Source organism: Paenibacillus sp. NPDC056579, assembly GCF_042793215.1.
Lineage (GTDB): Bacteria > Bacillota > Bacilli > Paenibacillales > NBRC-103111 > Paenibacillus_S.
In genome coordinates this window covers 99,164-121,099 of the sequence record NZ_JBHTVD010000011.1, presented here as the reverse complement: position 1 = coordinate 121,099, position 21,936 = coordinate 99,164, and the positions used below count along the sequence as shown (strand labels likewise).

At 48.6% G+C, this 21,936-nt stretch carries 13 protein-coding genes; all 13 read left to right on the top strand.

All coding sequences use genetic code 11. The annotated features are described in order from the left end of the window. Nucleotides 1-2 precede the first annotated feature (2 nt). The 13 genes from ACFQ88_RS31595 to ACFQ88_RS31535 all read left to right on the top strand — a co-directional run bounded on the left by ACFQ88_RS31595 (nt 3) and on the right by ACFQ88_RS31535 (nt 21,868). On the top strand, nt 3-2,390 hold the full coding sequence (locus ACFQ88_RS31595; protein WP_379460738.1) for a helix-turn-helix domain-containing protein: 2,388 nt from the start codon (nt 3-5) through the stop codon (nt 2,388-2,390). A gap of 243 nt (nt 2,391-2,633) precedes the next feature. Further along, nucleotides 2,634-4,265, top strand: a complete 1,632-nt coding sequence (locus ACFQ88_RS31590) for an extracellular solute-binding protein (protein WP_379460736.1) — start codon at nt 2,634-2,636, stop codon at nt 4,263-4,265. A gap of 210 nt (nt 4,266-4,475) precedes the next feature. Further along, a complete protein-coding gene (locus ACFQ88_RS31585) occupies nt 4,476-5,330 on the top strand; it encodes an ABC transporter permease (protein ID WP_379460940.1) in 855 nt (284 codons plus the stop codon). A 14-nt stretch (nt 5,331-5,344) separates the two neighbouring features. Continuing rightward, the gene (locus ACFQ88_RS31580; protein ID WP_379460734.1) at nt 5,345-6,226 is read left to right on the top strand and encodes a carbohydrate ABC transporter permease; all 882 of its coding nucleotides are present in this window, start codon (nt 5,345-5,347) and stop codon (nt 6,224-6,226) included. Between the two features lie 130 nt (nt 6,227-6,356). Beyond that, nucleotides 6,357-8,315, top strand: a complete 1,959-nt coding sequence (locus ACFQ88_RS31575; RefSeq protein ID WP_379460732.1) for a heparinase II/III family protein — start codon at nt 6,357-6,359, stop codon at nt 8,313-8,315. Between the two features lie 88 nt (nt 8,316-8,403). Then, a complete protein-coding gene (locus ACFQ88_RS31570) occupies nt 8,404-8,538 on the top strand; it encodes a hypothetical protein (RefSeq protein ID WP_379460730.1) in 135 nt (44 codons plus the stop codon). A gap of 310 nt (nt 8,539-8,848) precedes the next feature. Continuing rightward, nucleotides 8,849-10,615, top strand: a complete 1,767-nt coding sequence (locus ACFQ88_RS31565; RefSeq protein ID WP_379460728.1) for a cache domain-containing sensor histidine kinase — start codon at nt 8,849-8,851, stop codon at nt 10,613-10,615. A 34-nt stretch (nt 10,616-10,649) separates the two neighbouring features. After that, nucleotides 10,650-12,254: a response regulator transcription factor gene (locus tag ACFQ88_RS31560; RefSeq protein ID WP_379460726.1), complete on the top strand. Its 1,605-nt coding sequence runs from the start codon at nt 10,650-10,652 to the stop codon at nt 12,252-12,254. A 119-nt stretch (nt 12,255-12,373) separates the two neighbouring features. Beyond that, nucleotides 12,374-13,957 (top strand): extracellular solute-binding protein, encoded by a 1,584-nt coding sequence (locus ACFQ88_RS31555; RefSeq protein WP_379460724.1) that lies wholly within the window; start codon nt 12,374-12,376, stop codon nt 13,955-13,957. Between the two features lie 28 nt (nt 13,958-13,985). After that, entirely contained in the window at nt 13,986-14,942 is a 957-nt protein-coding gene (locus ACFQ88_RS31550; RefSeq protein WP_379460722.1) for an ABC transporter permease, read from the top strand. A 13-nt stretch (nt 14,943-14,955) separates the two neighbouring features. Next, entirely contained in the window at nt 14,956-15,849 is an 894-nt protein-coding gene (locus tag ACFQ88_RS31545; RefSeq protein WP_379460720.1) for a carbohydrate ABC transporter permease, read from the top strand. A gap of 25 nt (nt 15,850-15,874) precedes the next feature. Beyond that, nucleotides 15,875-17,893: an alpha-L-arabinofuranosidase C-terminal domain-containing protein gene (locus tag ACFQ88_RS31540; protein ID WP_379460718.1), complete on the top strand. Its 2,019-nt coding sequence runs from the start codon at nt 15,875-15,877 to the stop codon at nt 17,891-17,893. Nucleotides 17,894-18,001: 108 nt separating this feature from the next. Then, a complete protein-coding gene (locus ACFQ88_RS31535; RefSeq protein WP_379460716.1) occupies nt 18,002-21,868 on the top strand; it encodes a carbohydrate-binding protein in 3,867 nt (1,288 codons plus the stop codon). Nucleotides 21,869-21,936: the final 68 nt, after the last annotated feature.

The following is a 21,936-nucleotide window of genomic DNA, read 5'->3' as shown; positions in this document are numbered from 1 at the left end:
ACATGAAGAGAATATTTTATCAGCGCCGCAGTGTTGCCCTAACTTGGCTTATCTCCTATTTGACGGTTCTCCTGCTGCCAATTCTTTGTAGTATCGTCGTTTATTTGATATCCAGCAGGACGCTTGAGAACGAAATTGATACGGCGAACCATTCGCTTCTTAGTCAAGTTCAGGAAGTATCAGATAATTATTTTGACGCGATGCAACGGCTAAACTTTGAGTTGTCCTGGAACGTGAATGTACGGAATCTGCTGTATTCAAATAATTACGCGATACATCCAGGGGATTTCATCGTTGATGCTTACTATATTTCGAAGGAAATGGAGAACTATGCAAGCGTTTACGGTTTTGTCGATTCGTTTTATATCTATCTGAAAAACTTCAATAAGGTCATTGCACCTTCCCATATTTACGATGGTGATTACGCTTACGGTATTTATTACAATGAGCAGATGCCATCCTTTGAGCAGTGGTCCAACACTGTGAATCAGAACGACTTACGCAGCTTCTTGCCAATGGTACGCATGGACGAAAATAGCAAGATGCAAAAAACGGTGGCCTATGTTAGCTCTTATTCCTTTGGTAACACGAATTCGCCGGCGACAAATGTCATTATGGTGGATCAGAAACACATGCTTGGCGCGATATCAAACGTAGAATTATTTAGCAAAGGGCATGTATTTATTTTGAACGATAAGAATGAAATTCTTGTCTCGAATTCAAGTGAGAATAGTGCGCTTGCCATTCCGCTCGATAGTATGAATTCCCATGATGGTGTCGCATTTGCCGAAGTCGATGGCACTCGTTATGCAGTACTTTATATGAAGTCGCAGCGGTCGGGACTAAAGTATGTATCGATGGTTCCAAGTAATCTATATTGGGAAAAGGCTAAGCTGGTCCGTAACTTGATTATCGCAAGTTGCTTATTAAGTTTGCTTGGCGGCGGATTGCTTACCGTATTCTTTGTTCGCCGGAATTACAATCCAGTCAATCAGTTAATGCAAGTACTATCTGGCAAAGCAGATATTGGAAGTGGCGCGGGAGAAAATGAATTCCAGCTTATTCAGCAGGCTTTTGACAATACGCAGATCAAAATGGATTCCCTGCTGATGCAGATGGAGCGGCAAAATCAAATGCTGCGCAATCACTTTTTGGTGCGACTGCTCAAAGGGAGACTGGATGGTACGATCCCGGTTACCGAGTCATTAGCCGCCTTCCAAATGCGTATCACTACTCAGGACTTCGCCGTCATTCTCCTTTATGTGGAAAGTGTCGAAGAGTTCTACAACAGGTACGGAGAAATGGATACGGCCAAAAAGCGGATATTGCTGCATTTTATCATTACCAACGTCTTGGAAGAGATCGCCGGTCAGCATAATGACGGCTATGTCGTAGAAATTGATGAAGGACTCGCCGTTCTGATTAATTTCCGAGAAATATCTGGCGCGGAACAATCATCAGAGCTTCAGAGGATTGCACGAGACGCCCAGCAGTTCCTTGCGGAACAATATTCGATTCATCTGACGCTTTCGATCAGTTTGGTTCACAGCCAAATTGAAAACATTCCTCAAGCGTACCAGGAAGCAATGGATGCTATGGAGTACAAGCTGGTGATGGGCAGCAAAGAAATTTTGTCTTACGAGTCGCTTCGTCAGGAGCCGAGTGAGATGGGCTATTATTATCCGCTTCAAATTGAGCAGCAGCTGATTAATTTTTTGAAGCTGGGCGAGTTCAATAAGGCAAAAGAGGCGCTGGATGAAATTTTTCAAAACAATTTCGAGTTATCGGTTGTATCTATAGATTTAGCGCGCTGCTTAATCTTGAACTTGGCTAGTACGATGATCAAGGCCGTTAGTGAGACGGGCAGTCTTAATGATAGCTTTCTAGTCCGTAATCCAAAGCGAATCAAACAACTAATGGCATGTGAAACGATCCACGAAATACGTGAGGAAATGACGTTGTTCGTGAAGGAAGTATGTGATCACAATGGTCCTTTACGCCAGCGCCAGCTGCAGGCAAATCGCCAAAGAGCAATGGATGATCGTGTCGGGCTGGTGATCGAATTCATTCTTGCGAATTACAACGATCCAAACTTGAATATTTCGTCAATCGGTCAACATTTCGATATGAAGCCGACCTATCTATCAAAGTTATATAAGGATCATACCGGAGAAGGGCTGCTCGAGTTCATCAATAGGACGAGAATTGATCATGCAAAGCATCTGATCGATCAAACGGACAAGAACATAGGTGATATTGCAGGATGCGTTGGTTATAATGACGTAACTGTATTCATCCGCACATTCAAGAAATATGAAGGCATTACACCGGGGAAATATAAAGAAATGGCGTCGGAAAGCCGTTTATACGAGGGCTCAACCAGTGAGTAGGCGGATATAGATGAAATATTACCAATCAAATTGGATATATAGCAAATGATTCACACAGATTAGAGGGATTCCATTGGCTATATTGCCAAGCGAGTCTCTTTTTTATCGATCAAATTGGATATTTATAAAATTGTATGAAGGTTAAAACTGATATAGGGTATGAGTAGGAGGTCGGTCAACTCGAGAGGCTGGCGCTCATATATACCGGCTCACTAACCGGAACATCTCAGGAGGTCGTAAATCGTGAAAAAAAGCTTCGCATCTGTAATGGCGGCAACTTTGTTGCTCAGTAGTTTTGTTGTAGGCTGCTCGTCGGCAAAGCCTGATTCCACTACATCTGATAAAAACGCTCCTACCTCAAGTACGAGCAATGAACCTACAACATATCCAATCACGACTGATCAAAAACTTTCGTATTGGGCTATTCTTCAAGGTAACATCGTAGGCGTAAAGTCATCATTAGATGAGGTTCCTTTCTTCCAGGATTGGCAAAAGAAAACGGGAGTGCCTCTCAAATATACGACAGCGCCTAACAACGGAAGCGAACAGCAGTTTAACGTTATGCTTGCATCCGGCGATTTACCGGATATGATCGAATATAACTGGACAAATGGTTACCCAGGCGGTCCGGAGAAGGCGATCAAGGACGGCTACATTCTAAAATTAAATGACCTGATCGACAAACATGCGCCAAACTTGAAGAAGTATTTGAAAGAGCATCCGGATGTCGACAAAATGGTGAAAACGGACAACGGCAGCTATTACATATTCCCATTCATTCGAGGCGATAGCTACCTTCAAGTTTTCCATGGACCGATTGTTCGCAAAGATTGGTTGGATGAACTCGGATTGCCTGTACCAACGACAATCGACGAATGGTACACGACGCTGAAAACGTTCAAGGAGAAGAAAGGCGCGTCTGCACCAATCTCGTTCGTCGGACAACCGAATCCGCTCAACGATACCGTTACTGGTGATTTCGTCGGTGCCTTCGGAGTAACCAGAGGGTTCTACCTAGATAATGGAAAGGTTAAATTTGGTCCGATGGAACAGGGCTTCAAAGACTTCCTGTCGACGTTTCGGAAATGGTATGCAGAAGGTCTCATTGATAAAAACCTGGCGACAACGGATACGAAAGCAATCGATGCGAACTTTGCTAACGGTATGACAGGCGCGACAGTCGGTAATGCTGGAAGCGGAATCGGGCGTTGGCAGCCAATTGTTGCCGCTAAAGACCCAAAAGCCATCTTGGTCGGCACACCATATCCGACTTTAAAGAAAGGCGAAACACCGCAGTTCGGTCAACTTGATGTTCCTTTCACGCCAGCTGGATCCGTTGCCATTTCGGCAAAATCCAAGAATGCTGAGCTTGCTGTGAAGATGCTAGATTACGGATACAGTGAAGAAGGGAAAATGTTCTTTAACTTCGGTACCGAAGGCGTCAGTTATAAAATGGATAACGGCTACCCGCGGTACACGGATCTTGTCATGAAGAACCCGGATAAATTGGCTGTAGCACAAGCGATGTCTCTTTATACCCGTGGAAATTATACGGGTCCGTTCATTCAAGATAAGCGCTATGCTGAACAATTCTTTGCGCTTCAAACACAGCGTGACGCTGTTTCGGCTTGGCAGAAGACGGACATGGTGAAGCATCAACTACCGCCAATTACACCGACGCCAGATGAAAGCTCCGAGTTCGCGAAAATTATGAACGACACGAATACGCTAGTAAATGAGATGATTTTAAAAATCGTCTTAGGTTCGGAGCCTGTTGAGAGCTTTGATAAATATGTAGAAAAAATGAAAACGATGAAAATCAGCCGTGCGTTGGAAATTCAGCAAGCAGCGCTTGATCGTTATAATAAACGCTAAATCGTTAAATCCAAGCAGGGGGAGCACTGCTCCCTTGATTTATTTTTCTGAAAATTCAGATAACAACAACGGAAAACGAATGGAGCTGGAGAGATGACCAGAATTGCTGCTGCAGCAAAAACAGTGCCTAAGAATGATCGCAACCGCAGCCGGAATAGCCTGGGAGCGGTAATTGTTCGCGATTTTGCTTTAAATAAATACCTATACCTGATGATCCTGCCGGTAATAGCGTACTATGCAATCTTTCATTACGCCCCGCTATACGGTACTTTAATGGCCTTTAAAGAGTATTCACCAGCCAAGGGGATTGCCGGAAGTGAATGGATCGGGCTTGCAAACTTCAAAGATTTTTTTACTTCTTTTTATTTTTGGAGAATTTTAAAAAATACAGTCATCATCAGTTTGTATACGCTTATCTTCGAATTTCCTGCTCCAATTATACTTGCCTTGCTGTTAAATGAGGTACGAAGCAAGTACTTTAAACGTTTTGCACAAACCGTTACTTATATGCCTTATTTCATCTCACTTGTCGTTATCTGCGGAATCATTGTCAGCTTCACAAACTCAGGCGGCGTCATCAATAATCTATTTACACACTTTGGTTATGACGGGCAAGCCATGCTGCAAAAGGCCGAATTGTTTCGTCCAATCTACGTATTATCCGAAATTTGGCAAAGAATTGGTTGGGAATCGATTATCTATATTGCAGCTTTGACCGGCATTGATCAAGAACAATATGAAGCGGCACGGATGGATGGCGCAAGCCGATTCAAGATGATTACGCATATTACGTTGCCAGGCATTCTGCCGACGATTTCAATTATGTTTATTTTGAGAATTGGCAATATGCTGAATGTCGGTTTTGAAAAAATCATCCTGCTTTATAATTCGTTGACATACGATACCGCTGACGTTATTGCTTCATTCGTCTTTCGTAAAGGACTTCTTGAGTTTAATTGGAGCTACAGTACCGCGGTTGGGATATTTAACTCTATTGTCAATTTGACTTTGTTGATCATCGCAAATCGCATTACGCGAAAAATCAGTGAAAACAGTTTGTGGTAAGGAGAATTATGTTTATGGATAAAAATTATAGTCTTTCCGAGAAGCTCTTAGATATTTTTGTTTATGCTGTGCTTTCCGTTCTCGTCCTTGTAACACTGTATCCGCTGTTATACGTCGCATTCGCTTCAGTTAGTGATGCAGGTAAACTGGTTGCGCACCGCGGTTTTCTTTTTACACCGCTCGGATTTAGTTTGGAGGCTTACGCCAGTGTATTTAAGAATCCAGGTATTTTGAGAGGTTATCGAAATACACTGTTCATCCTTTTCTTTGGGGTCGCGTTAAATCTGGTTCTGACCGGGCTTGGCGCCTATGTTCTATCACGTAAAAATGTCTTCTGGAACAAATACTGCATGATTATGATCGTCTTGACGATGTTTTTCAACGGCGGGTTAATTCCGCTCTATTTGGTCGTAAAAGGTGTTGGTCTCATTGACTCGCTTTGGGCGGTAATTTTTCCTTTTGCTATCAGTACGTTCAATCTGATTATTATGCGAACCGCATTTCAGTCCATCCCAGACAGTCTAGAGGAATCTGCAAAAATTGATGGTGCGAATCATTTTACGATTTTCTTTCGGATTATTGTACCTCTTTCCATGCCGGTCATTGCTGTTATGATTCTTTACTATACGGTTGATAAATGGAACGGATGGTTCTATGCATCCATCTTCCTTAAAGATACGAAACTGTATCCTTTACAACTCGTGCTGCGTGAGATTTTGATCGCGAACTCGACTGAAAGCATGGCAACGGCAGCTTCAAATCAGGATAAGTTCCAGATTGGTGAAACGATCAAGTATGCAACAATTATGGTAGCGACAGTGCCGATTTTGTGCGTATATCCATTTGTGCAGAAGTACTTCGTTAAAGGTGCATTGGTAGGGTCACTTAAAGGTTAGCGTTAGCTTGCAAAAATATTTCGTCAAAGGCGTCATGATCGAGGCCGTGAAGGAGCAAACAGATTAAGCTGGTTTGGCCGCAGACCAATAAGCTCTGCAGCCAATTCATATTGAAGGAGAGGAAACCATAATGAGTATACAAAATTTGTTAATAGAGCCGATTTCCACACGAGAGCTGCTGTCCAGCCTCCGATCCAGATTAGAGCCTATGGAAACTAAAAGCGCTTATATTATGGATCATATGCCGGAACTAGCGCGAGAAACGATAGCAAACGCCGAGAAAGCTTACAAAGGCATGATTACACTCCCGGGTACCGGCGGTGTGCCTGAATTTGTCGGAAACCCGCCCTGCTGGCTGGAACACAGACATAACGACAACGAATTTCTTTGGCAGCTCAATCGGATGAATCACTGGCAGGAACTGCTGCAAGCTTATTCTCTGACGAGGGATGACAAATATGGACGCAAAGTGATCGAGGAAATGCTGGATTGGATGGAAACGGTCGAAATCCATGAAGACATGGCGGACTATCCGATCGAATATTTCTCACAATGCCATCCATTACGGGCTTTGGAGCTGGGAATTCGGAATTACAAGACTTGGCCGCTCGTGCTGGAGCATCTGGGACATACCGATATGTTTACGGAGGAATTGCTTGAGAAGTACTTGGGAGCTGTATATAAACAAATAAAAATACTGCGCAAGGTGTCTCCGATTCTATGGCCCAAGGCGGATCACAATCATTTTCTTATGGAATGTCTCGGTGTTTTGACAACGGCGCTGTATTTTCCAGAACTGAAAGAAGCTGAGGAATGGAAGGCTTTTGCAATCGATGGGATCGAAAGATGCGCTTCGGCACAATTGACCGAAGACGGCGGCCAGATCGAAGGCTGCCCATCCTACCACAATGGCTGCATGTTTTGGTTCGGTCTGGCTGTCGTCCTTGCCAAGCGTTTTCATTTTCGCTTCTCGGATCGGTATATGGAGCTGCTGCGCAAAAATTTGGATTACTCCATTTATTCGTTGCGCCCGACCGGAAAATGTGTCCCCGTGGGAGATTCCTATGCGAATCATCTGGCGGTTATGGGTGCGGTGTACGGCTACATGGCATTGGACGATCCGACCTGGCTTGGACTTGCCGCCAATCTGATTGATGATCAGAAGATTATTCATGAGGCAAGCAAGCATGTATGGCGTGCTTTGGATGTACAGAGGCTGCATGAGGATTTGCGCGCGCTTCAAGACAAGCATTATGAGTGCGATAAATTGACGGCATTCTGGAACCGGACGCTTCACCAAGCGATAATCCGCAGCGGATGGGACACCGAGGCGCTGAGTTTCTTGTTTACGTGCAGAAGCCCGGTGCAGAACGTACATGCGCATATCGATCTGATGAGCTTTGACTTTACGGCGCTTGGCAAAAATATGGTTTGCGATCCAGGGTTCTTTTGTTATCGGGAGGATGAGGATCGGAGGCAGTTTAAATGCGCCAACTATCATTCCACGCTTCTGATTGATGAAAGGGATCATTTCGAATACTTGGGTTCATGGAAGTACGGACCGCAAAAGCCGGGGGAAATTTACAATGTGGAAGACAGAGGCTTTTATCAAATCGCAAGCGCTTACCACTTGAATTATGAGCCGGCTGTTCATCATCGCCATATCGCGCTCGTTGATGACCAAATAGTAGTCATTGCGGATCAAGTTGAAGGACTGGATCAGCAAGATGTGGAGCGGTACTTCCATTTGGATTTTACCGAAGTAGTGGCAGGCCCTGATGCAGTCGTAGCCGCAAGCGATATTGCGAACCTCGCCATCTATTCGTATCCATGGGAGGAAGTTGATTTGCTGCCGGGAAGGCTGTCCGACGACAACGATGTGGCAAGAGCCGCCACAAGAGTACGGTTCCATGGCATTCAGAGCGGCACGGTCACTTATCTGACGGTACTCGTTCCTTATAAAGGCGTTCAAAGGCCGGTGGTCGATATTCGCTTAACGGGCGCTGCCAGCTATGAATTTAGCTGTGGCGGTGATAGCTATCAAGTCATTGTGAATGACAAAGATATGACGATTCGTAAAACAGATTGAGAGGAGCAATCGGTATGCTTAGGAAGGGAACTTTGAAGGTCAAGTTACGGGGGCTATTCAGCTGATCTCTGAGAAGACCGAACGAGCCTTGAATGAATCTCAGACCGTATCTGCAGCAACAGAGGAACAGCTGTCATCAATAGAAAATCTATCTAAGTATGCCGTTTCGTTATCCCAGATGGCGGAGAAGCTGCAGGGGCTGTTGTCCAAATTTCGCGTTTAAATTTACGCAATGGTCTGCCTTAATGGCAGGCCATTTCCCATAAGAAGACAGGCAATGAATGGAGACGATCCCATCCAAATTGTGAAACAATTCACAACATACAGGCGAGAATGCATAGAGGATGCAAGGCTTTACGCATGTCGGAAATACTCACTTTTCGTGCTAATAACTGTATTCAAACTTATTACCCCGCATTGTATGATTGCTGTGTATATTAACCTGCTCGAGTATATAGAACAACGGATCAAGCTCCGGGTCGGACCGGGTGCTTGTTTTTCCTGTATTCATTTAGCGGGGAAGGAGCGGGTACATGAGGCTATATTCGCTAAAAAGACTGTTTACACCAAGCGTGAGCATCCAGGGAAAGATTTTCGTCGCCTTCAGTCTCGTGACTTTATTCGGCATTGTTGCTGTGACGAGTATTGTGTATCTGTATATGAGAGAAACGGTCAAGAATAACGCATTTACTTCCGTCATGGAAAGCATAAGACAAGCTGATGAATCCGTGAATGTGCGGCTGGAAGAAATCGGACGGCTCAACACGGTTGTCGCTACCAATAATACGGTACTGGCCACCTTACAGAGCGATACCCAAGAGCCGAGCTATGAGTGGTTCTTGGAGCAGAAGCGGCTGGAGGAGTTTCTATCTGCCTTGATAGCCTACAAGCCTTATATTTCTCGGGCTGCCGTCGTCGGATTGAACGGGAAAGTGTATTTCGTCGGCTCTCCCTGGCTTGATAAAACCGTATTAAACACCCCGATGATGGAGTACTTCCTGCAGCATGGCTCAGGGCGTGCGTATTACCATCAGACGGGCTTCAACGATTCCATTATTACGGGGCGAGAGCTCCGGTATAACCGCAAAGTGATAGGGCTCGTCCTATTCGACCTCAATGCCGACAGCATCAAAAAGACCTACGACGTAAAGCCAACTCCAGACAGCAAGCTGTATGTAATCGACGACAAGAACGAGTTCATCTATGAGCCAGGGACGTCCGGACTGGACAAAGATACGGTTATAAGCCTGAGTCAAGAGCTTGCCGGTTCCAATGCCTCGGTGGAAAAAGTAATTCATCGAAAATCGTATCTCGTTATCAGCCGAAAATCGGAGTATACCGGATGGACCACCTTAGCACTGGTTCCTATGGAATCGCTGTTGAATGAAACGGTGCGCATTCGCAATGTGCTGGCTCAGGTCGCCATTATCGTTTTTATCATTATCGCTATCGGCACAATACAGGTTTCCTCGCGAATTACTAGAAATATCCGCAAGCTGCGATCTATGATGAAGCATGTGATGGACGGCAATATGACACTGCCCGCTGCGGAGATCCGCTCCAATGACGAAATCGGTCAGCTCTATCAGGTATTCCGACGGATGGTCGAAGAATTAAAGCGCTTACTTGAAGGGATTATGGCCACAGAAAGACAGAAGCGAGAAGCGGAGCTAGCCGTGCTGCAAGCCCAGATCCGCCCCCATTTTCTCTACAACACATTGAATACGGTTAAATATTTGGCCAAGCTGAACGGAGTGCCGAATATTGTGGAAGTATCGGAATCGCTCATCGAGCTGATGCGCGGTGTGCTGGGGAACCCGAACGAATTTCTTACCCTGCAAGAAGAATTGCAGTACATTCGCAGCTACGTAAACATTGAAAAGTACAAATACGTGGAGCCTATCGATGTTACTATGGAGATCGAAAATGAAGAGCTGCTGCAATGCCGTGTGTTAAAGCTGATGCTGCAGCCTATCGTGGAAAATGCGATCATTCATGGGATTACTTCAGCGGAGCATGGCGGTCTGGTTGTCATCCGAATCTATAAAGAAGGACAAGAGCTGATCATCGAAGTCACCGACAACGGCAAAGGCATGTCTAAGGAGCAGATAGAGGCGCTGTTCGAAGCGAAAAGCGACCAGGCCGGTTCACGCTTCAGCGGGATGGGAGTTCGCAACGTGCATGAGCGCATTGTACGGCTGTACGGGGAGTCGTACGGCGTGTTTCTCTATAGCGAGCCAGGTCAGTATACGCGGGTGCAAATCCGTTTTCCTTTCCTGGATCAAAGTGAAGTAGGTTAAGAAATTCATGGTTTGGAAGCAGGGGGGAGAACCGATGTTTCGGGTATTATTGGTTGACGATGAGGCATTGGCACGCAACGATGTCAAAGGTTTGATCGATTGGGAAAAGCATGGATTCACCCTATGCGGCGAATCATCTAGCGGGCCGCTTGCGCTTTCCATGATGGAGCAGCTCGTCCCTCATATCGCCATCCTGGATGTAAGCATGCCGTCCATGAACGGAGTGGAGCTTAGCCGTATCATAAAGGAACGTTACCCCAAAGTGAAAATGATCATGCTGAGCAGCTTTGACGATTACGATTACGTCCGGGCATGCCTGACCAACGGGGCCATGGACTATTTGCTTAAGCATCGCTTAAATGCGGCAGCTCTCTTGTCGCTGCTGAACAAAGCGGTTCAGGATTTGCAATTCGAAGAACGGGAGCATGAAGCCCGCAGCGCTCAATCCAAAATCATTGAAAGGCTGAGCCCGGTCATTCATCGCGAGTATGTGTCGGGCTTAGCCAGAGATGCGCATGAAGCCGGAGCGGCGCTGGAATCGTATGCCCGGGAAAATCGGCTCTATGCCGATTCCGTCAAGTTTGGAGCCGCTGCCGTGCAGATCATTCCTTTTTTGCTTCTGACGGACTCCCTTACCGATGTGCAGAAAAGCCGCTTTGTGCAGCAGGCGGAGGACGTGATGCAAATGGCGGTTGGCGATATCCATAAAAGGACGGTAGCTTACGTGGGTGAGGGTCGCTTTATCGTTGTGTTCTCTTCTGCGGAGCGCAGCGAGCATGCTGTGAACGCTCATATCCATCAGCAGCTCACCGGACTCTCCCACGCGCTCGACAAATTTCTCAATTTGAAATGCATTTATGCTGCAGGGCCGCTCTGTGGAGGGGTGAAGCAATTGGGGGGCAGCTTCGACAATGCCAGTCAACAGATTAAAGAGCTGCTGTATCCAAATACAGGCCCATCCGTCTTGCGGGAGTCCTTGCTGTTAGAGGAGCAGAAGCAGCTGCTGCTTTATTTGGAGCAATTGGATGAAGAACGAATTAACCAGGTGATTATAGCCGTTTTGGCTCCGGTACAGGAGCTGCCGGTCTATTCCATGGCGGTACAAATGCTGGTGCGCGAAATGCTTCATATGGTAGACATGGTCTGGAAACGGTATTTTTCCCAAGTGCCAATGGATGGAAACCATCACCTTCCGTCGCGGAGCGATCTGGGACGAATAGGAAGCATCGGCGAGCTTGAACAGTGGCTGATTCAATACTACGGACGCGTCGTAGAAGCTATTAAGCAGCAATACGCTGGAGGGCCTTACTCGCGGCATGTTACGAAAGCCGTTCAATTCATAACGGACAATTATGCCTCCAATATTTCTTTGGAAATTACGGCACAGGCCCTTAGCTTGAATCCGTCCTACCTAAGCAGATTGTTCAAAGAGGAGACACAAATGACGTTCACCGAATATTTGAACCGGCACCGCATCAAAACAAGCTGCATGCTGATAGAGTCCGGCTCCTATTCCTTGAGACGAATCAGCAGCCAAGTCGGCTTTTTGAATTACACGTATTTTTTCAAGGTGTTCAAGAGTATAACGGGGATGACCCCTCAGGTGTACGCAGATCGTTTGAAACCGTCAAATAAGTAGAATGGAAAGTCATAAATTTGGAACGGGCAAGAACAAAAAAAACGGTTACAATGAGATCAGCTCCGATGGAAAACGCTTTCTTTTCAGAGGGGGAACCACTTGATGGGAGGAATAGAAGGATGAAAAGAAATTGGGGGACAGTACTGCTTTCTACCGTAGTCGTATCCGGATTAACGCTTAGCGCCTGCAATTCGAATAATTCTGGTAACGATGATGGGAACAAGGCGAAAGATGAGACTGCAAACAATGTGGCTGCGGCGGGTTTTCCCATTGTCAAGGAACCGATTAAGCTGAAGATGTTCACAAGAATCGCTCCAAGCAACGGACCTTTCAAGGATATGCCGGTGTTTCAGGACTATGAGAAGATGAGCAACATCCAGGTAGAGTTTATCGAGGCGCCGACGGACGGGTTCAATGAGAAGAAGAACCTGCTCTTTGCGTCAAATGAGCTGCCGGATGCGCTGTACCGTTCCGGACTTACTCCTTTGGAGGCTATCCGCTATGGATCCGGTGGACAATTGATCCCGCTGGAGAAGCTGATCGATGCCTACGCTCCAAATCTGAAAAAGCTGATGGAAACGTATCCGGAGATACGCTCTGCAATTACAACTCCGGAAGGGCATATTTATGCCATCCCGGGCATTGTGACGGTGGGGTCGGCACGAACCGACAAACGGTGGATGAATCAAGCCTGGCTGAAGAAATTAAATCTCAAGGAGCCTGAGACGACGGACGAACTGTACGAGGTTTTGAAAGCGTTTCGCGATAAGGATCCGAACGGCAACGGCAAGCAGGATGAGATTCCGATGACAGCCCGAAACGGTCTAAGCATCGTCCCCGTCATGGCCGGGTCGTTCGGCTTGGATTTCCAGCTCGGCTATAACATCAACTTGGCTAACGATAAGGTAAGTATTTGGATGGGCAGCGATAAGAATAAGGAATTATTAATGTATTTGAACAAGCTTTATTCGGAAAAGCTGCTGGATCAGGAGCTGTTTACCCAGAAGGAAGCGCAATATTTGGCCAAACAAGGGACGGGAAATACAGGTTACTTCTTTGACCAGACGAACAATCCCATGCTGGATGGTAAAGTATCGGACCAATATATTGGTACAGCTCCTGTAAAAGGGCCTCATGGCGACCGATTGCAGCTCGCCTCTCCGGTGCCGAGGGACTTTGGCGCCTTTGCCATCACCTCGGTTAACAAATATCCCGAAGCAACCATGCGCTGGATCGATTACTTCTTCGGCGACGAAGGCTCCACCAAGCTTCGTTTCGGCCGTCAAGGAGAAAACTATGAATTGCGCGACGGGATTCCTTATTATACGGATGCATTCCTTGCCACAGGCAACCAATCGAAAATTACGCCTTATGCAGGAGGCGGGGCGCCGCATCTGATCAGCGATAAGGTCGCTTCTTACATCAATCCGCCGCAGGTTCAGGATGCTCAAAAGAAGCTGGACCCATACATGCCGAAAATCCGCTATGCGGCCCCTATGTTCGATGAAGAAACCGCGCAAAAAATCAACGTGCTGCGCAACGATATCGATAAATATTACGAAGAGCAGAGCACTAAGTTTATAGCGGGAGCCCTTAGCTTCGACAAGTGGGAAGAATTCCAGGCCACTTTGAAGAAAATGAACATTGACGAGCTGCAAAAGCTGTATCAGGCAGCCTACGATAACCTGAAAAAGCAAAAATAAGAACCCATGCTGGTTGGGAGGGCTGCAGATGAAGATAACAGCGAACACGGCAGGCACGGCGTCTCGATCCAAAACGAGGCGCTCCAGCCTTTGGAAGGCGGTGGGGAGCAGGTATGATCTGTACCTGATGCTGCTGGTTCCGATCGTTTGGTATCTCGTGTTCCACTATGGACCTTTGTACGGCTTGCAGATCGCATTCAAAAACTTCAACCCGGCAAAGGGAATCGCCGCAAGCAAATGGGTGGGACTCGATCATTTCGAGCGCTTTGTGGAGTCTTACTATTTCTGGAGGCTGCTGTGGAACACCGTTTCGATTAATTTATTCTCCTTGCTCATTGCTTTTCCGGTCCCGATCCTGCTCGCCTTGCTTATTAATGAAATTCGCAGCAAAGCGTTCAGCAAGCTCGTGCAAAACGTGACTTATATCCCGCATTTTATTTCCGTAGTCGTTATGGTCGGCATGCTGATGCTGTTTCTGTCTCCGCGGGGCGGTCCGGTGAATGCCATCCTTCAGGCGTTCGGCTCAGAGCCCATACGGTTTCTTGATTCGGCCGGCTGGTTTAAGACAATCTTCATCGGATCCAATATATGGCAAAATATGGGATGGCAATCGATCATTTATATTGCGGCTCTTAGCGGAGTCAACCCGCAGCTGTATGAAGCGGCCAAAATGGACGGGGCCAGCCGGCTGCAGCGCATTTGGCACGTGTCGATTCCAGGTATTTTGCCGGTCATCGTGATCTTGCTGATTCTTGATGTCGGGCATTTTATGAACGTTGGTTTCGAGAAAATATTGCTTATGCAGAATAATTTGAACTTGGAATCCAGCGACGTCATCTCTACCTTTGTCTACACCACAGGCATTTTGAAAGGAGAGTACAGCTATACGGCAGCCATAGGTTTATTTAACTCTCTAGTCAATTTGGCGCTGCTGGTGCTGGTCAATCGATTTGCCCGTAAAAAAGCGGAGACGAGCTTATGGTGAGGAGGAATCAGCGATGAGGGAACATACGCTCAAGAAGGGGCATTCGGATGAAAAGGTATTCGATGCCATCGTGAATACTCTGGCCGCACTAGTGCTGGTAGCGGTATTGTATCCGCTTTTGTTTATTGTCAGCGCTTCCTTCAGCGACCCGGCTCTGGTGCTGAACGGCGAGGTGCTATTGCTGCCGAAGCAAGTGACTTTAGAAGCCTACAAGAATGTATTTGAGAACGAGCAGATCTGGAACGGTTACTTGAACAGCATTATATATACGGCTGTAGGCACAGCGATCAACCTGATCATGACGACGCTTGCTGCCTATCCGCTCTCCAGGCCGGATTTGCCCGGAAGGGGAGGCATTATGTTCTTCGTTACGCTGACGATGTTTTTCAGCGGAGGCCTCATTCCTTCGTATCTTCTCGTGAAGAGTCTGGGCATGGTTAATACGATGTGGGCGCTGATTATTCCCGGCGCCGTCGCCACCTATAACTTGATCGTCATGAGAACGTATTTTCAATCGAGTATCCCCTGGGAACTCCAGGAGGCGGCCCATATGGACGGCTGCTCCAACTGGAAGCTGCTCACGCATGTTATATTGCCCTTATCCAAACCGATATTGGCGGTAATGGTCCTGTTCTACGCGGTCGGCCACTGGAACTCGTACTTCAACGCCTTGATCTACATTCGTAACAAAGAGCTGTATCCGCTGCAGCTCGTGCTGCGCGAGGTGCTTATGGTGAGCCAGGCGGATGCCGTCGACAGTAACGTAGGATTGGAATCCAAAGTGCTGCTGGCCGAAAGCATCAAGTATGTGGTCATCATCATTTCCAGCCTGCCGGTGCTGCTGATGTATCCGTTTGTGCAGCGGCATTTTGTGAAAGGCGTTATGATCGGTTCTTTGAAAGGATAAACGAAGGGAAGGGAGTCCCATTTCGATGATGAATTCAACAGCCACAATCCGGGTGATGCCGGATCAGGTAGGCAAACACAAGATTAACCCTTATTTATTCGGACACTTTGTAGAAGACATCCGCGACCACATGGACGCCATGCTGGCATATCCCCTTACGGATATGGATTTTGAAAGTACGGACGAAGTATACAGGGGGCTTTCCGGCCAATGGCGCCCGTATACGAATGGGAAAAACACCATGTATACTCTCGAGCCCGCTGCTGCGCATCATTCCGGACACAGTCAGAGAGTACGCATGTATAGCGATGACGAAGGCTATGCAGGCGTAAGCCAGGCTATAGCCGTAAAGCGGGATCCTCGTGGCTACCGTATGGAGCTGTATGCAAGAGCATCCGTCGATATCAAGTTCGTCATTGCCGAAATCGCGGACAGGATGAGCGGAGAAGTGCTTAGCCGGTCGCGAATCGATCTGGTCAGCCACGACTGGCTTCATTATGAAACGAGCCTCACCATAGAGAGGGATTGCGAGCATGCGGAGTTCCGGCTGTATGTCCCCTCTCAGCACGACCGGTGGCTCGATCATGTATCGACGGGGATGCTGTGGCTCGACCATATCTCGCTGTTGCCATCGGACAGTGTCGGCAATGTCCGCAAGGAAGTCATCGATATGGCCAAGGAGCTGAACGCCGGCATGATGAGGCTGGCGGGAAATTATATCAGCGCCTATCACTGGCAGCAGGCTATCGGTCCTGTGTACGAGCGGCCATGCGTCGTCAACGAGGCATGGGGAGGCTGGACGAGCAAGTACTTCGGCACGGATGAGTTCATCCGGTTTTGCCGCGATTTGAACGTGGAGCCGCTCATTTGTGTCAATGACGGCTCGGGAACGCCGGAAGAAGCGGCCCAATGGATTGAATATTGCAACGGCGGCGCCGACACGCCGATGGGGAGGCTGCGAGCGGAGAACGGTCACCCCGAACCATACGGCGTGAAATATTGGGAGATCGGCAACGAGGTATGGGGGCCGTGGCAGGTCGGTCATTGCAATGCCGAGCAGTTTGCGGAACGGTACGTGCGCTTTGCCCAAGCCATGAAAGCCGCTGATCCCGGCATTGTGCTGCTCGCCTGCGGGGATACGAGGATGGATTGGAACCGTGCATTGCTCGAGCGGGCCGCCGAACACATGGATTATGTAACGCTCCACTTGTACCACGGTTACAACCGTTTCGGAATGAACAGCCGCACGCCCGCAGAAGAGCGGTATAAAGCGATCGTTTCCTATCCGGAGTGGACAAGAGAGTCGATCCGGCAGATAAGGGAGATGTTCGGATCGGATCCAAGGTATTCCCATCTCAAATTGGCTATTACGGAGTATAACACCATGTATTATCCGAATACCGTCCGCAAAGGTCTCCCCAATGAGCACACGTTGGAAGCGGCGGTGGCAAATGCGGCGAATTTGAACGAATTTATTCGCAACAGCGACCTGATCGAGATCGGCAGCTTTTCGGACCTGGTCAACGGCTGGCTTGGCGGATGCATCCGGGTAGGGGATTATTACGCGGATCAGTTTCGCGGGAAATCGAAGGGCTGGAGCGGGAAATCCTTAACCGTCTACGGAACCCCGACCTATCACATGATGAAAATGTATGCCAATCGGAATTTGGGGCATGTCGTTCAGAGCCGGATCGAATGCGGGAGCTACAAGCTGAGCAGCCCTGTGCCTGGCGCGCCGCAGCCCGGCGATTTACCGAATTTGGACGTTGTGGCTTGCATAAGTGAGCATGGAGACAAGCTATCGATCTTTATAGTGAACCGTGGGCTGGAACATACGATGACCGAAGTCAAGCTAGGCGGCTTCGCCGAGACGGGAACAGCCCGGCTGCTTGAATTGACGGCGGAGCATTATGAAGCGATAAACAGTGTACACCAGCCGGAAGCCGTTATATGCGAGGCTCATGATTTGCCTATTTCGCAAGGTCAGGTGAATTGCTCACTGAGAGCGACCTCCGTCTACGTTCTCGAAGTCACCCGAGAATAGCAGCGGGGACAGAGGAGCCGGAGAGAACGATTTGTGCTGATAGGGAGAGATTCATTCTCATGAATTTCGCACCTATCAATGAATCCGCATGGAAGGAACTGATGTTTAATGAGAGCATGGCTGACGGGTCTCTTTGCATTTATTCTGATCCTATCTTTTCCTGCAGCAGGATTCACTTACAGCAATCCGCAAACGGTGCCCGAATCGTGGCGTTGGGATAACGGGAACTTTTACGGGGAAGGCGATCCCTTCATCTTGAAATTTAACGGAACCTATTATTTGTACACCAGTACGGTTGACGATAAGCCTGGAGTGAAGGTATGGTCGTCGGAGGATTTGGTTCACTGGGAATACCGCGGGTTATGCGCCACCGAGCCGGTTACGAAGGGAGCCTACGCTCCCGAGGTGGTTTACTGGAACGGCGAGTTTTACATGTACACGGCGCTGCTTCAGGATGACGGCAGCACGCCTCGCGGTCATCGCGTATTGAAGAGCTCCAGTCCAACAGGGCCCTTCACGGCTCAAACGGGCAGCAAAGTCACCGGCATTGACGGACATGTGTTCATCGACGATGACGGGCAGTGGTATTTCTACAGTACAGGCAGCGGAAATATCGATGTCCGGCCGATGTCCGATCCATATACATTCGGGGAAAAGTCGAATACCGGAGCCGCAATGAAGGGCTGGACGGAAGGGCCGACCGTCATCAAGCGTCATGGGAAATATTATATGACCTACACCGGAAACCACATCTGGAGCGATGCCTACCGTGTAGACTACGCAAGCAGCACGAATCCGCTCAAGGGGTTTGTGCCGGCGGTATCGCAGAATCCGATTCTCTTGTCTACGGAAGGGAACCATGTCGGTCTGGGACATAACACGATCGTCCGCGGTCCCGACCTGGACACCGATTATATCGTGTACCACAGCCACGCCAATCCGGGACGGCAGCTGAACATGGATCGGATCGCCTGGAACGGGGACAACATGCTTGTGCTCGGTCCTACGACAGCCGAGCAGCCTGACCCGGCCATGCCCGACTTTAGCGACAGGTTCAAGCGAAACGAGTTGGGAGATGATTGGAAAGCGGTCGGTGGAGGACGTTGGGGAATCCTGGAGGAAGGCACGTTATCTCAAGAAGCATTGGGAGAGCCGGAACGATCCGCTATGCTCTTGTCCCGGCAAGCAACAGACGACGACTTCACGGCAGAGTTCAACTTGAAGCAGGTAGAGCAGGGCAGCAGCGCTAATCCGCTGATGGGTGCGGTTTTTTCCTATGTCAATGAGAATAACTACGCTACTGCCGTCCTGAACCGTAACCACAATCGGCTGGAGACCACGCTCCGCATCGGGGGCAAAGATATGGAACGGGTAACAACTCCGCTTCCGGCCGGTTACGATTATACGAAGTGGCATCAAATTCGTGTGGAAAAGGAAGGCGCAGACTATCGCATCTATGTGGATGGCATGCTCAAACAGACTCGTTCCGTCGAACGTCTGGGCAAAGGAAGAATCGGCTATATGACGACGGATGCGCATGCGGATTTTGGTTATGTCGCTTTTAGCGGCAAGGTGGGAGGCAGCCACGCCAATACCGATTACAAGCCGATTCCGGGAGATATTCAAGCCGTCCATTATTTACCGCGCGGAACCGATAAGTTGGACAAAGACGATCGCAAGCATGACCCGATTCAGATCAAAAAAGATGCAGACGGCAGCTATCATGTCGCATCGTTCGATAAGGGAAATTTGCAGTATAACATCAACGTAGCCGAAGCGGGAAGCTATCAGGTCGTCATCCGATATGCGGCGGCAGCGGATACCCGAATCAAGCTGGAGCTAGAGGAATCGGACGAGAAGCCGGTTCTGGTGCAGCTTCCTGCAACAGGCGGTGCGGATCAGTGGAGCAATGCGATCGTGTCGAATGTCAAATTGCCGCAAGGACTGCATAAACTCAAGGTGACGGCAGCTGGAAAACCGCTCGAGCTTGGTTCATTAAAGTTTAGCCGAACGGCCGAAACGCTGTCCGTGTCCGACGACTTCAATGACGGCGACGATTCCGGCTGGTCCAAGTTCGAGCCAGTCTGGCGGGTGGACACAGGGGAGGAGCTTCCGTTTGACATTCCCAAGCCGGTGCCGGGCATTATCGAAGCGCCTTTTTACAATACGGGCGGTGAAGGAATTGCCTATCACGACGACACTCCCGAGAACATCGGGGGCACTTACCGGAGCGATTCCGTCGATATACGCACGAACACCAATTTCAATGGGCTGAACATCGGTTGGAACAAAGCCGGCGAATGGTACAAATACAACATCGATGTGAAGCGTGCCGGAACGTACCGGGTCGAGGTCACGGCGGCTACGACCTTCAGCGATAATCAAGCGCGTATATGGCTGGATGATCGGACGGATCTAACAACCGGTCCGATCCGGATTCCGGCAACTGCGAATTGGAACACATGGCAAACCTCCGTATCCAAGGACGTGTATTTGCCGGAGGGCCGGCATACCGTTACATTCGATACGTATAAAGGGGAATACGATTTTGCAAGGCTGAAGTTCGTATCCTACGAGGTACCCGCAACGATCCCGGGCCTCGTGGAAGCCGTTCATTACAACACAGGCGGCGAAGGCGTAGGCTATCACGACAATACGCCGGCGAATATCGGCGGACAGTACCGTGATGACAGGGTCGACATTCGCGTCAATCCGAAGGGCGGCTGGAACGTAGGCTGGAACCAGACCGGCGAGTGGTTGAAGTACAACGTGAACGTAAGCCAATCTGCCGCTTATGAAGCTAGCGTCCGGGTAGCAACGGCGCTGGATGGCGGAAAAATCCGCTTGTGGCTCGATGATGTAACCGACTTGACCGGAGTCGTGGATATCCTGAATACCGGAGGCTGGAACAACTGGAAGAACGTCCAGCTCGGAAGCCTGATGCTTCCGGAAGGCGATCATACTCTTAAGGTGGAAATCGTTCAGGGGGAATATGATTTCGCCAGCCTCTCGTTTCAGACTTTAAATAACCCCCAAGCGTTACCCGGAACCGTACTGGCGGTGGATTATATGAACGGCGGGGAAGGTGTCGCGTACCATGACAACACAGCGGACAACATACGCGGCTTATACCGAACCGATGACGTCGATATCCGCTTGCTTCCGGAAGGATACACAACGGGCTGGAACCAAACCGGCGAATGGCTGAAATACGACGTGAATGTCGCCGAAGCCGGTACATACAAGCTGGATTTGCGGTTGGCTACAGGGATGGAAGGCAGCCAAGTCAGGCTGTGGCTCGATGATCAGACCGATCTGACCGGGATCATCGATATTCCTAATACGGGAGGCTTCCATGTGTGGAAGACGGTATCGAAGGACGGGATTACCCTTCCTGCAGGCCGTCACACCATCAAAGTGGAGATTGTCACCGGCGAATTCGACTTTTACAGCTTCCGGTTCCATAATGACCCGACCGTCCCCAAACAAGGCGTATATAAATCCGGTCCGAAGGGGTATCCGAAATCCGTCCTAGGCGACAGCAGGTGGTCGGACTATATTGTAGAGTCGGATATTCAGTTAGGCGGGGCAACGCCGGCTGGAGGCAGTGCGGGGATTATTTTCCGTGTGAACAACCCGGCTGACGGAACGGAATACAATCAGAACCGGGACGATTTTTTCCAGGGCTACTATGCTTACTTGACACCAGAGGGTGTATTCTTGGGCAAGTTTAACTATAACTTTCAATTGTTGACCAAAGCAGAACGAGCCGGGATGGCCGGCACGATGCAGCATTTGAAGGTCGTTGTAAGCGGCGCGAGGATCCAGGTTTATGTCGAAGGCGTAGACTCGCCTGTTATTGACTACACCGATCGAAGCGGAACGGCGTTCACTCAAGGCAGGGTGGGAGTTAGAAGCTTCAACAGCGAAAGTATGATCGACAACTTTAAGGTAACTCCGATTTATGTAAAATAGCAAAAGAAGAAAATCACTTTTCTCTGTGGCCTGCACGGTATGGAGAAAGGTGATTTTTCTTTTCTTGA